Annotated in this window: 11 protein-coding genes and 1 tRNA gene; 3 read left to right on the top strand and 9 right to left on the bottom strand. The window is 68.1% G+C overall.

The window, feature by feature from the left end:
* Positions 1-8 precede the first annotated feature (8 nt).
* The gene (locus tag AC1MEQ_RS14760; RefSeq protein ID WP_479791721.1) at positions 9-1,166 is read right to left on the bottom strand and encodes a cystathionine gamma-synthase; all 1,158 of its coding nucleotides are present in this window, start codon (positions 1,164-1,166) and stop codon (positions 9-11) included.
* 32 nt (positions 1,167-1,198) lie between these two features.
* Positions 1,199-2,575 carry a cystathionine beta-synthase gene (locus AC1MEQ_RS14755; RefSeq protein WP_479791720.1) on the bottom strand — a complete coding sequence of 459 codons (1,377 nt, stop codon included), beginning with the start codon at positions 2,573-2,575 and terminating at the stop codon, positions 1,199-1,201.
* A gap of 113 nt (positions 2,576-2,688) precedes the next feature.
* Between AC1MEQ_RS14755 and AC1MEQ_RS14750 the strand changes: the two genes are divergently transcribed.
* Positions 2,689-3,705 carry a DNA-3-methyladenine glycosylase family protein gene (locus AC1MEQ_RS14750; protein ID WP_479791719.1) on the top strand — a complete coding sequence of 339 codons (1,017 nt, stop codon included), beginning with the start codon at positions 2,689-2,691 and terminating at the stop codon, positions 3,703-3,705.
* A 12-nt stretch (positions 3,706-3,717) separates the two neighbouring features.
* Here the strand turns inward: AC1MEQ_RS14750 and AC1MEQ_RS14745 are convergent, their stop codons facing one another.
* Together AC1MEQ_RS14745 and trxA are read right to left on the bottom strand one after the other, a co-directional pair.
* Complete coding sequence (locus AC1MEQ_RS14745; RefSeq protein WP_479791718.1) at positions 3,718-5,415, bottom strand: AMP-binding protein; 1,698 nt, start codon at positions 5,413-5,415, stop codon at positions 3,718-3,720.
* Between the two features lie 97 nt (positions 5,416-5,512).
* Positions 5,513-5,881, bottom strand: a complete 369-nt coding sequence (trxA, locus tag AC1MEQ_RS14740; RefSeq protein WP_479791717.1) for a thioredoxin — start codon at positions 5,879-5,881, stop codon at positions 5,513-5,515.
* Positions 5,882-6,030: 149 nt separating this feature from the next.
* Between trxA and AC1MEQ_RS14735 the strand changes: the two genes are divergently transcribed.
* On the top strand, positions 6,031-6,444 hold the full coding sequence (locus AC1MEQ_RS14735; protein ID WP_479791716.1) for a hypothetical protein: 414 nt from the start codon (positions 6,031-6,033) through the stop codon (positions 6,442-6,444).
* 74 nt (positions 6,445-6,518) lie between these two features.
* Here AC1MEQ_RS14735 and AC1MEQ_RS14730 read toward each other — a convergent pair.
* A tRNA-Tyr gene (locus AC1MEQ_RS14730) sits at positions 6,519-6,600 on the bottom strand.
* A 174-nt stretch (positions 6,601-6,774) separates the two neighbouring features.
* Between AC1MEQ_RS14730 and AC1MEQ_RS14725 the strand changes: the two genes are divergently transcribed.
* Positions 6,775-7,263, top strand: a complete 489-nt coding sequence (locus tag AC1MEQ_RS14725) for a YajQ family cyclic di-GMP-binding protein (protein WP_479791715.1) — start codon at positions 6,775-6,777, stop codon at positions 7,261-7,263.
* A gap of 93 nt (positions 7,264-7,356) precedes the next feature.
* On the opposite strand, the gene efeB is transcribed toward AC1MEQ_RS14725, so the two are convergent.
* The 4 genes from efeB to htpX form a co-directional block, all read right to left on the bottom strand.
* Complete coding sequence (gene efeB / locus AC1MEQ_RS14720) at positions 7,357-8,670, bottom strand: iron uptake transporter deferrochelatase/peroxidase subunit (RefSeq protein WP_479791714.1); 1,314 nt, start codon at positions 8,668-8,670, stop codon at positions 7,357-7,359.
* A gap of 2 nt (positions 8,671-8,672) precedes the next feature.
* The gene (gene efeO / locus AC1MEQ_RS14715) at positions 8,673-9,836 is read right to left on the bottom strand and encodes an iron uptake system protein EfeO (protein ID WP_479791713.1); all 1,164 of its coding nucleotides are present in this window, start codon (positions 9,834-9,836) and stop codon (positions 8,673-8,675) included.
* A gap of 48 nt (positions 9,837-9,884) precedes the next feature.
* Positions 9,885-10,727, bottom strand: coding sequence for an iron uptake transporter permease EfeU (gene efeU / locus AC1MEQ_RS14710; RefSeq protein WP_479791712.1), 843 nt, complete (start codon positions 10,725-10,727; stop codon positions 9,885-9,887).
* 232 nt (positions 10,728-10,959) lie between these two features.
* On the bottom strand, positions 10,960-11,826 hold the full coding sequence (gene htpX / locus AC1MEQ_RS14705) for a zinc metalloprotease HtpX (RefSeq protein WP_479791711.1): 867 nt from the start codon (positions 11,824-11,826) through the stop codon (positions 10,960-10,962).
* Between the last annotated feature and the right edge of the window lie 87 nt (positions 11,827-11,913).

Below are 11,913 nucleotides of genomic sequence, written 5' to 3'. Positions count from 1 at the left end.
TTTTCGGCCTACAGCCGGGTGAAGGCCTGTTCGAGGTCGGCAATCAGGTCCTCGACGTCCTCGATGCCGCAGGACAGGCGCAGCAGGTTCTCCGGGACGGCCAGCTCGGTGCCCTTCACGGAGGCGTGGGTCATCTCCGAGGGGTAGTTCATCAACGATTCGATGCCGCCGAGGGATTCGGCCAGGGTGAAGACCCGGGTGGATTCGGCGATCGTGCGGGCGGCTGCCTCCCCGCCGGTGAACTGGACGGAGACCATGCCGCCGAAGCGCTTCATCTGCTTCCGGGCCAGTTCATGTCCCGGATGGTCGGGCAGGCCCGGGTAGAGGACCTTCTCGACCTCGGGCCGGCCCTGCAGCCATTCGGCCACGGCCTGGGCGTTTTCGGAGTGCCGGTCCATGCGCACGCCGAGGGTCTTCAGCCCGCGGGTGGTCAGGAACGCGTCCATGGGGCCGTTGACCGCCCCGGCAGCGAACTGCAGGAACCCGATCTTCTCGGCCAGGCCGGCGTCCTTGACGATGACCGCGCCGCCGACGACGTCGGAGTGCCCGCCAATGTACTTGGTGGTGGAGTGGACCACGATGTCGGCGCCCAGGTCCAGCGGCTGCTGCAGGTAGGGGGTGGCGAAGGTGTTGTCCACGACCAGGAGGGCCCCGGCGTCGTGCGTGGCCTGTGCGACCGCTGCGATGTCGGTGATCTTCATCATCGGGTTCGACGGGGTCTCGAGCCAGACCAGCCGCGTCTGCTGTGCGGCGATCGCGGCGGCCAGCGCCTGCGGGTCGGCCATGTCCACCGGGGTGTTGCCGATGCCCCAGTCGCCGAAGATCCCGGAGATGAGCCGGTAGGTGCCACCGTACGCGTCGTTGCCGAGCACGATGTGGTCCCCCGGGCGCATCAGTGCGCGGATCAGCGAGTCCTCGGCGGCCAACCCGGAGGCGAAGGTGAAGGCATGGGTGCCGTTCTCCACCGCCGCGAGCTGTTCCTGCAGCGAGTCGCGGGTGGGGTTGGTGCCGCGGCCGTACTCGTAGCCGTTGCGCAGCCCGCCAATGCCGTCCTGGGCGTAGGTGGTGGAGAAGTGCACGGGCGGCACGACGGCGCCGGTGTGGGGTTCGAACGCCTGTCCGGCGTGGATGGCGCGGGTGTTGAAGCCGATTCCCTGGGTGCTCATGGGTGTTCTCCCTTTCGCTGGGTGTGGTTACGTCAGTGGGTCAGGTGGTTCAGCAGGTCGTGGCGGGTCAGCACCCCGACGGGGCCGCCGTCGCGCGTGACCAGCAGGGCGTCGGCGTCCTGCAGCCGGATGCGGGCCGCGGCGATCGACTCCCGGGCGCCGATCAGCGGCATGGGCTCGCCCACGTGCTCCTCGACGGCCTGCGTGAGGGTTGCCTCGCCGGCGAAGAGGTGGGCGGTGAGGGTGCGTTCGTCGACGGCGCCGACGACCTCGCCCAGGCGCACGGGCGGCTCGGCGGAGAGGACCGGGAGCACGGAGACGCCGTATTCGTTCATGATGTCGATGACGTCGCGCACCGATTCCCCCGGGTGGGTGTGGATCAGCTCCGGCAGGCCCGCGGCCTTGGCGGCCAGCACGTCGGCGACGGTTGCCTCCTCGCCGTCGGCGGTGAAACCGTAGGACTTCATCCAGGTGTCGTTGAAGATCTTGCCCAGGTACCCGCGGCCGCCGTCGGGCAGGATGACCACGACGACGTCGTCCTCGTCCAGGTCCTTCGCCGCACGCAATGCGGCGACGACGGCCATGCCGGAGGAGCCGCCGACCAGCAGGCCCTCCTCGCGGGCCAGCCGGCGGGTCATGGCGAACGAGTCGGCATCGGTGACGGAGATGACCTCGTCGGGGACCGACGGGTCGTAGTTGCCCGGCCACATGTCCTCGCCGACGCCCTCGACGAAGTAGGGCCGGCCGCCACCGCCGGAGTAGACGGAGCCGTCCGGGTCCGCGCCGATGACCTTCACGGGCCCGGAGGCGCGGTCGGCGGAGACCTCCTTGAGATAGCGGCCGGTGCCGGTGATCGTGCCGCCGGTGCCGGCGCCGATGACCACGTGGGTCAGCTGGCCATCCGTGTCGTTCCAGATCTCGGGCCCGGTGGACTCGTAGTGGCTGTCCGGGGCTGCGGGGTTGTTGAACTGGTCGGGCTTGTAGGCGCCGGGAATCTCGCGGACCAGCCGGTCCGAGACCCCGTAGTAGGAATCGGGCGAATCGGGGGCCACCGAGGTGGCGGTGACCACGACGTCGGCGCCGTAGGCACGCAGCACGTCGCGCTTTTCCTCACCGACCTTGTCCGGGGTGACGAAGATGGTCTTGTAGCCCTTGGCCTGGGCCACCAGGGCCAGCCCGACGCCGGTGTTGCCCGAGGTCGGCTCGACGACGGTGCCGCCGGGCTGCAGTTCGCCGGACTTCTCCGCCTCCTCGATCATCTTCAGCGCGATGCGGTCCTTGATGGACCCCCCGGGGTTCAAGTATTCGAGCTTCACCAGGACGGTGGCGCGGATGCCCTCGGTGACCTTCGAGAGCTTGACCAGCGGGGTGTTGCCGATGAGTTCAAGGACGGATTCAGCGTATTTCATGGGAACGACTCTACCGCCGCCGCCCGGCCCGCACCCGGTCGAACGAAACCCGGGGTCATCGTCGGGGGCGTGAGGGTGTGCACGGTGTCGGCACCAGGTGGGATCATCGATGGATGACCTCCTCCACGCGCCGCACCCCCCTGGCGGCCGCCGACCTGCTGCGGCCGGGTGGGCCCGTGGACGCACCGGACGCCGAGGACACCTGGAGCGCACCGGCCGGGTTCGACCTGCGCTCGACGTTGGGTGTGCTGCAGCGCGGCACCCATGACCCGTGCACCCGCGTCGGGGCCGACCGGGCCTGGCTGTGCTTCGCCAGCGACGGAGGCCCGGCGACACTGCTGGCCACCGTGGAACCGGCCCCGGCCGACGAGGCCGCCGGCCCCGCGGTGCGGTTGCGGGCCTGGGGCCCGGGGGCGGTTTCGGCGATCGCCTCGGCTCCGGGAATGCTCGGTGCCGGGGACGACTGGTCCGGGTTCGACGCCGGCCCGCGGGTCCTGCTGCCCCGGTGGATCTCCGAGGCACGACGGCGGAACCCGGGGATCCGCCTGCCCGCCACCGGGAGGGTCTTCGACGCGCTGGTGCCGGTCATCCTCGAGCAGAAGGTCACCACGATCGAGGCACGCCACGCGTGGCGGTACCTGGCGTCGCGGTTCGGCGAACCGGCCCCGGGGCCCGCGCCGGCCAGGATGGCCATCGCCCCGGGCCCGCACCGGCTGCGGCGCATCGGCGGCTGGGACTGGCATGCGGCCCGCGTGGATGACTCCCGCCGTCGTACCCTGTTGCGCGCGGCCGAGGCGGCTTCCGGGATCAACCGGCTCGGCGCCGTGGCCCTGGAGGAGGACCCGGGGCGGAAACTGCAGTCGATCCCGGGGATCGGCCCCTGGACCGCTGCGGAGACCCTGCAGCGCACCCACGGCCACCCGGATGCGGTATCGGTCGGGGACTTCCACCTGGCCGCCTACATCGGCCATGCCCTGACCGGCCGGGCCACCGATGACGCCGGGATGCTCGAACTGTTGGCCCCCTATGCCGGACACCGCCAGCGCGTGGTCCGCCTGGTGGGCCTCACCGGGTTCCGCAAGCCCATGTTCGGCCCGCGGCTGGCGCCGCTGGATCACCGCGGCCGCTGAGCCGGACCCGGTTCAGCTGCCGGCGACCAGCCGGACGGCCTCCTCGCGCATCTCCACCTTGCGGATCTTCCCGGAAATCGTCATCGGGAAGCTGCTGCGGATCTGGACATAGCGGGGGATCTTGAAGTGGGCGATCTGCCCGGTGCAGAACTGCCGCACGGTCTCCAGCGTCATCTCGGCGGCGCCGTCGTTGAGGATGATGCAGGCCATGATCTCCTCCCCGTACTTCTGATCGGGGACGCCGATGACCTGCACGTCCTGGATGTCCGGATGGCGGTAGAGGAACTCCTCGATCTCCCGCGGGGAGACGTTTTCGCCGCCCCGGATGATCAGGTCCTTGATCCGGCCCTCGACCCGGACGTAGCCGTCCGCATCCATGGAGGCCAGGTCGCCGGTGTGCATCCAGCCGTCGGCGTCGATGGCCGCGGCGGTCTTCTCCGGTTCGTTCCAGTACCCCTTCATGACGGCGTAGCCGCGGGTGCACAGTTCACCGACCGCGCCGCGGGCCACGATGCCGCCGCCGACCGGGTCCACGACCTTGGATTCGAGTTGCGGCATCGTCCGCCCCACCGTCTGGGTCCGGCGTTCCAGGGAATCGTCCGTCCGGGTCATGGTGGACACCGGGGAGGTTTCGGTCATGCCATAGCAAATGGCGACCTCACCCATGTTCATCTCGGAGATGACCCGCTCCATGACCTCCACGGGACAGGTCGATCCGGCCATCACCCCGGTGCGCAGCGTGGAGAGGTCGTAGTCGGCGAAGTCCGCCAGGGCCAGCTCGGCGATGAACATCGTCGGCACCCCGTACAGGCTCGTTCCGCGGTGTTCCTGCACGGCCCGCAGCGTTTCCGCTGGTTTGAATGATCGTCCGGGAAGGATGGTGGCCGCCCCGTGCGAGAGCGCCGCGAGGTTGCCGATGACCATGCCGAAGCAGTGGAAGAACGGCACGGGCAGCACGACGCGGTCCCGTTCGGTGTAGGAGAGCATCTCGGCGATGTGGAAGCCGTTGTTCAGGATGTTGTGGTGGCTCAGGGTGGCACCCTTGGGGAAGCCGGTGGTGCCCGAGGTGTACTGCAGGTTGATGGCGTCGTGGGTGTCCAGGGAGGCCAGGACCTCCTCGAGCCGGGACGCCGACACCTCTGCTGCCTGGTCGAGCAGTTCGTCCCAGTCGAATTCGCGCACGTCCCCGCCCACCGTTCCGGTCTGCCCCGCGGCATGGCCTTCGGGCGCCGGCAAATGGATGAGTTCGCGCAGCGGGTTGTCCTGGGCCGCGACGGTGCGAGCCATGCCCGTGAAGTCGCTCTGCGCATCCGAGGGAGCCACGGCGAGGGCGCGCATCCCGCACTGCGCGGCCACGAAGGAGAGTTCCTCGAGGCGATACGCCGGGTTCACGTTGACCAGGATGATCCCGGCCTTGGCGGTGGCGTACTGCAGGATCGTCCACTCGGCGCAGTTGGGGCTCCAGATCCCCACGCGCTCACCGGGGCCCACACCAATACCGATCAGGGCGCGGGCTACCTCGTCCGTGATGCGGTCCAGTTCCGCATAGGTCCAGCTACGCCCGGTCGCCACCTCGATCAGTGCCTGGCTGTCCGGGAAACGGGCAGCCGTCGCCCGGAAGTTCGCCCCGATGGTCTCCGTCAGGACGCCGGGATCAGTTCCCCCATGCGTGTAGGACTCAACATTTGCCACGTTGTCTTCAGGGGACATGGATGGCACCTTTCATGGGTCTCGAACAGGTATGTGATCCACAACATACCAGCCGTCCGGGCCCGGTTCCGACGGCGGTGCGCCCCCTGGTGCCCGGCTAGTTGCCCTGGGACTGATCGGCCAGCTGCGCGTGCACTTCCTGCATGTCGATCCCCTTGACGGCCTCGATCAGGTCGTCGAACTGCGCCGCACCGATGGCCCCGGGCTGGGAGAAGACCAGCACACGGTCACGGAAGGCCATGAGGGTGGGGATGGAGGTGATGCCGGCCGCGGCGGCCAGGCCCTGCTCGGCCTCGGTGTCGACCTTGGCGAAGGCGATGTCGGCGTGCTTTTCGGCTGCCTGGGCGAAGACCGGCGCGAACTGCTTGCACGGTCCGCACCAGGAGGCCCAGAAGTCGACGAAGACGATGTCGTTGCCTTCGATGGTCTGCTGGAACTGGTCTTCGGTGATGTCGATGGTAGCCATGCCTCCACGGTAGTCGCCCCTACCGCTTCATGTCTCCCGCCGCGGCCTCTCCCGCGCAGTTATCCACAGTGCTGCGGGCCCCTGTCGCGCGGCCTGGAGGCCCGCCTAGGCTCGGCATATGCACACTCGGCACACCTGAGGAGGACCACATGCCGCGCTGCACCTTGTTGTTCGTGATCGAGGGCGAGCTCCTGCGTGAGTCCATCCGGATGAGCCTGGACCTGGCCGATGCCTATCAGCGCCTGCTGCCGAACGTGATGGAGGTATCGGCTTCCGAGTTGTTTGCAGTGGGTGAGGCTCCGCGTATCCAACGGCGCATGCGGTTGCCGCGCCCATTGGACGATGCCACCTCCGCCGCCACGAGCGCGGGCCAGATCCAGGCGATCTGGACGGGGGCGGGGTGGCGCACCCCCGGCGATTGCCCGTCCGCTCCCCCGGACTCGAACGGGGCGACCGCGTGGCAGTGGGCCCACTACGACGCCGTCATGAATGCATCGCGCGATGCGCACCTGATCTTGTGGGACGTCTACGTCCGGCAGGTCGGCAATGAACTGGCCGCCTGAACCGTCCGGCGGGCAAGCAAAAACCCCGGACTGGTGAGTCCGGGGTTCTTGTCGGTCCTGGCCGGGACCGGGTGTGGCAGATACTGGATTCGAACCAGTGAAGGCAATGCCAGCTGATTTACAGTCAGCCCCCTTTGGCCGCTCGGGTAATCTGCCGAACGTTCCGCGTGGAACGAGTAGAAACTTTACCGAAGTTTTGGCCAGGAATCGAATCGGCGCCCGAACCGCCACGTGCCCGCCCATGCCGGACGTCGTCGCGCAGCCGGACGTGCCCGCGTGCTGCGGTGCGGATAGGCTGTTGGACAAACAGCAACCTACCGAGGAGGACCCGTGGCCAGCGAATCCACGTTCGATGTCGTGAGCAAGGTCGACAGCCAGGAAGTCTCGAATGCACTGAACCAGGCCCAGAAGGAAATCGCCCAGCGATACGATTTCAAGGGCATCGGCGCCGAGCTCGACTTCAGCGGCGACACCATCCTGATGAAGGCCAACTCGGAGGAGCGCGTCAACGCGGTCCTGGACGTCTTCCAGTCCAAGCTGGTCAAGCGCAAGATCTCGTTGAAGTCCCTGGATGCCGGCGAGCCGTTTGCCTCCGGCAAGGAGTACCGCATCGAGGCCTCCATCAAGGAGGGCATTGCCCAGGACGTGGCGAAGAAGATCAACAAGCTCATCCGGGATGAGGCCCCCAAGGGCGTGAAGTCCACGATCCAGGGTGACGAGCTGCGCGTCTCCTCGAAGTCCCGGGACGACCTCCAGGCGACCATGGAGCTGCTGCGCAAGTTCGAGGATGCCGACTTGCAATTCGTGAACATGCGCTGAACCGGACACCGCTCCACCCGCGAACACCGCGCCGCGCTCGGGGCGCGGTGTTCGCGCTTGGGGAACTGGCCGGGGAGTGCGGCGACGGCGGGATCAGGCCGCGAAAAGCGTCTCGCCCAGGTAGCCGCCAGAGCCGGGCAGGCCCGGTGGCACGGCGAACAGGCCGGAGCCGGTATGCCTGAGGTATTCGGCCAGCAGGTCGTGCTTGGCCATGGCAGTTTGCATGGGCACGTAGTGGGTCCGGGGGTCAACGACGAACGCAATGAAGAACAGCCCGGCGTCCAGCCTGCCCAGCCCGTCGGACCCGTCCGTGTAGTTGAAGCCCCGGCGCAGCATCTGGACACCCTTGTTGCGGCTCGGATGGGCCAGGGCGACATGGGAGTCGGCGGGGATCAGCGGCCCAGCGTTGCCCCGCATGGCCAGGTCGGGCTCGGTGAATTCCGTGCCGCCCGACAGCGGCGCCCCGTCCCGTTTGGTCCGTCCGATGTCCTGCTCCTGTTCCCGCAACGACGTGCGGTCCCAGGTTTCGATGTGCATCCGGATGCGGCGGACGACCATGTAGGTGCCGGCGTTCATCCACGACTCGGCGCCCGTGGCACCGGAGACCCAGACATGCTCTGCCAGCACCTCGGAGTCCTCCGATTTGATGTTCGCCGTTCCGTCCTTGAAGCCGAAGAGGTTCCGCGGGGTGGCCTGGTCACGGGAGGTCGAGGAGGTGCGGCCGAAGCCGATCTGGCTCCAGCGGACCGTCGCCCGGCCGAAGGCGATCCGGGCCAGGTTGCGGATGGCGTGCACGGCGACCTGCGGGTCATCGGCGCAGGCCTGCACCACCAGGTCACCACCGCTGCGGGCCTCCTCCAGCGCGTCCGCCGGGAAGTGCGGCAGGTCAATGAGCGCCCCGGGGAGCCGATCGGCGATTCCGAAACGGTCCTTGCCGTCCCGGGCGAACAGCGTCCGGCCGAAGCCGACGGTGACCGTCAGGTGGCTGGCCGAGAGACCCAGCGCCTCGCCCGTGTCTTCCGGCGGTGCCTCGTATACTCCGCCGGTCGCCCCTCCGGGCCCGCCGACGGGCTGGCCCGCGGTCATCTGCTCGATGGCCGCGGTCCAGTCCTTCAGCAATGAGATGAGCCCGTCGCGGTCCGGGGCGCTGACGTCGAAGGCTGCCGTGTGCATCCGGTCCTGCGCCGTGGTGTCGATGCCGGCCTGGTGCTCCGCGCGGAAGGGCACGATGTCGTTGGCCGGCTGCCCTGCGGCCCGGCGGTCCAGGGCCTCGGCACCGGCCGCACCTGCGGCGGCGCCGACCACGCCGCCGATGCCTGCCACGGTGATCAGTGACCTGCGGCTCAGTCCCTTCCGCGATGGAGCCGGCTCCGCGGAGGGGGTTCCGCCGTCGTGCTGGGAATCCATGGTCACTTCACGACTGCGGCGGTTAGCCGGGACAACGGTTCGGCCAGGGCATCCACGGCGGCACTGAGTTCCCTGACCTGGGCCTTGCTGAGGTCCGTGTAGGAGACGAAGCCGTCCCCCTGCTTGTACTGGTCGAGCAGTTCCTGCAGCTGGGCGAAGTTCTTCTCCAGGGTGGCGTCCAAGTCCTTGTCGTTCTCGGCCAGCAGCGGACGGAGGTCCTCATAGGCAATGCGCGCGCCGTCGATGTTGGCCTGGAAATCCCACAGGTCGGTGTGCGACCAGATCTCCTCCTCACCGGTGACCTTGCCGCTGGCGACCTCGTCCAGGAGGGCCTTGGCGCCGTTGGCGAGCTTGTCGGCCGAGAACTCGACGGACTTCGTGCGGTGGGTAAGCTCCTCGGTGTTGGCGACCAGGTGCTCGGCCAGCACGGTGCGCTGCTTGGCACTGAGCGCGGTGTACCCGGTCTTCGGCGGCCACAGGTCCTTTTCGGCCCGGTGCCAGCCCGTCCACTTCTGACCGTCTTCAAGATCCGCCTCGCGGGCGTCGAGGATGGGGTCGAGGTCGCCGAAGGATTCGGCAACGGGTTCGATGCGTTCCCAGTGCGTGCGCGTGGTGGCGTAGAGGTCCTTGGCTTGCGCCTCGTCCCCCGCCGCGTAGGCTGCGGCGAATTTCCGGGTTCCTGCCAGCAGCTGTTCGGACTGGTCCTTCACATAGCTGGCGTACTGGGTCGTCGCCGTCTTCTGCAGTGCGGCGCGGTCGGCGCTGACCTCCTCGCCGGCGGGCGGCGCGGTCACGGTGAAGACGGACCGGATGCCGTCACCGACCATGCCCGGCTTGCAGGAGGTGAAGTACTTGCCTTCGGGCACGGTGGCGACCAGGTCGCGGCTCAGGCCCGGGCCGATGTTCTCGACTTCTGCCACGATGCGCAGCCCGTCCTCGGCGAGCAGGTAGAACTCGGTGACCTGGGTGCCCTCGTTCTTTACCGTGAACTTCATGGTCCCGCCCGGTGCGGTGTCGGTACTGACGGTGCAGGCATCGGCGGTGCTGCTGACACCGATGGCACCGTCGGCGGCGGCGTCGGCGCTGTTGTTGTCGGTGCAGCCGGCCAGGGCCAGCGAGGCCACGGCGAGGGCCGCCAGGGCGGTCAGCGGGCGGTTTCGGGTCATGGGGTTCCTCGGTGGTGGTGGTGGTGGTTCGGTGGGTGGGCCGGCGGCTCAGGCGTTGGCGGCCGTCTTGATGCCGCGGACGGATGACGTCCGGCCACGCAAACCGCGGACGTAGAAATAGGACACGGGGACGACGTAGGCGGTCCAGGCGATGGCCTGGAGCCACGTGGTCGCCGGGGAGAAGTTGAAGATGCCCTTGAGCAGGGTGCCGTACCAGCTCGATGGCGGGATGGCCGCCGAGACGTTGAAGGCGAGGTGGTTGAGGCCGGGAAGGAATCCGGCTTCCTGGAGGTCGTGGATGCCGTAGGCGAGCACGCCAGCCGCGACGATGATCAGCGCCGCGGCGGTCCAGGTGAAGAAGGCCGAAAGATTGACCCGGATGGCGCCGCGGTGGATCAGCGCCCCCACGGCGACGGCGATGGCCAGGCCGGCGGCGGCGCCGACGATCGGCTGCCAGGTCTCGCCAGTGGCCCGGGCTGCGGCCCAGATGAACAGCGCCGTTTCCAAGCCCTCGCGACCGACGGACAAGGCGGCAACGATGACCAGCATCCAGGCGCTACCGTCGGCTGCGGCATCGACCTTGTGGTGCAGATTGCCGGCCAGGAAGCGGGAGGTGCGTGCCATCCAGAAGATCATCCACGTGACGAATCCGACCGCGATGATGGACAACCCTCCGCCGATGGCTTCCTGCGCCTCGAAGGTCAGGCCCCGCGGCCCGAAGGTCAGCAGCGCACCGAAGGCGAGGGAAACGACCACGGCGACCGCCACGCCGAGCATGATGCGGGGAACCAGATGCTGGCGGCCGGTCTTGCGGAGGTAGGCGAGCAAGAGGACCACGATGAGGACGGCTTCTAGTCCTTCGCGCAGGCCGATCAGGAAATTCGCGATCATGGTGGGCTTCCGTGTGGTCGGTCAGGTTCAGGCAAGGCTTGCCTTGCTTGCTGACGTTACGCCCGTCTTGCGCAATGACCAAATGAATGTCGTGCCGCGTCACACCTCCTGCGATGGTGGGAATGGACAGGCAAGGGGCCGGCCGATCCGCCGTTCCGCACGACTGCGACGGTGGCACGGCCCGGCCGCGGGCTCCTCCTCCGGGGCGTGCTGGTGTTCTGGCCGCGAATTGTCAGCCGAGCGGCCTGCCGGCCATCTTCTCCAACCTGGCAATGCGATCGGCCATCGGCGGGTGCGTGGAGAAGAGCTTCTTCGCTCCCCCCAGAAACGGGTTGGCGATCATCAGGTGCGAGGTGTTGACCAGGCGCTGCTCCTCCGGCAGCGGCGCCCGTTGGACACCGGTCTCGAGCTTGCGCAAGGCCGAAGCCAGGGCCAGCGGGTCGTTGGTCAACGTCGCCCCGTCTTCGTCGGCGTCGTACTCGCGGGTGCGGCTGATCGCCATCTGGATCAGCGATGCAGCCAGGGGTGCCAGCAGGGCGGTGGCGATCATGGCCAGCGGGTTGGCGTTGCGGCGGTCTCCACCGCCAAAAAAGAGCATGAACTGGGCAACCGAGGTCACGACGCCGGCCACCGCGGCGGCCACGGAGGAGGTGAGGATGTCACGGTTGTAGACATGCATCAGCTCATGGCCGAGAACACCGCGCAGTTCGCGTTCATCCAGCAGGTTCAGGATGCCCTCGGTGCAGCAGACGGCGGCATTCTGCGGGTTGCGGCCGGTGGCGAACGCATTCGGCGCGGCCGTCGGTGAGACATAGAGGCGCGGCATCGGTTGGCCCGCGCTCAGCGAGAGCTGACCCACGATGCGGTACATGGCCGGCTGTTCCTGTTCGGAGACCGGGTAGGCCTGCATGGACCTGATGGCGATCTTGTCGCTGTTCCAGTAACCGTAGGCCGTCGTGCCCAGCCCGATCAGGGCGAAGATCCAGATGAATGCCGAGTTTCCGGTCCCGGAGGCAATCAGCGATCCGATGACCAGCAGCAGGGCGAACATGCCCCCGAGCAGGGCTGCAGTCTTGACACCGTTGAAATGGTTGTGCACCGGGTTCCACTCCTTGGTAGTGCTCCGCCCATCCGTGATCACGGTGGGTTCCCTGCATAACGACTCATGCGCGCATGGTGTTCCGGT

This window comes from Arthrobacter sp. ASL1, assembly GCF_056680475.1.
This window is presented reverse-complemented; position numbering and strand designations above follow the sequence as displayed.

What these genes read in the sequence shown, in the direction of transcription:
- AC1MEQ_RS14760 (WP_479791721.1), bottom strand. Translation starts at nt 1,166, where the DNA reads ATGAGCACCCAGGGAATCGGCTTCAACACCCGCGCCATCCACGCCGGA.
- AC1MEQ_RS14755 (WP_479791720.1), bottom strand. Translation starts at nt 2,575, where the DNA reads ATGAAATACGCTGAATCCGTCCTTGAACTCATCGGCAACACCCCGCTG.
- AC1MEQ_RS14750 (WP_479791719.1), top strand. Translation starts at nt 2,689, where the DNA reads ATGACCTCCTCCACGCGCCGCACCCCCCTGGCGGCCGCCGACCTGCTG.
- AC1MEQ_RS14745 (WP_479791718.1), bottom strand. Translation starts at nt 5,415, where the DNA reads ATGTCCCCTGAAGACAACGTGGCAAATGTTGAGTCCTACACGCATGGG.
- trxA (WP_479791717.1), bottom strand. Translation starts at nt 5,881, where the DNA reads ATGGCTACCATCGACATCACCGAAGACCAGTTCCAGCAGACCATCGAA.
- AC1MEQ_RS14735 (WP_479791716.1), top strand. Translation starts at nt 6,031, where the DNA reads ATGCCGCGCTGCACCTTGTTGTTCGTGATCGAGGGCGAGCTCCTGCGT.
- efeB (WP_479791714.1), bottom strand. Translation starts at nt 8,670, where the DNA reads ATGGATTCCCAGCACGACGGCGGAACCCCCTCCGCGGAGCCGGCTCCA.
- efeO (WP_479791713.1), bottom strand. Translation starts at nt 9,836, where the DNA reads ATGACCCGAAACCGCCCGCTGACCGCCCTGGCGGCCCTCGCCGTGGCC.
- efeU (WP_479791712.1), bottom strand. Translation starts at nt 10,727, where the DNA reads ATGATCGCGAATTTCCTGATCGGCCTGCGCGAAGGACTAGAAGCCGTC.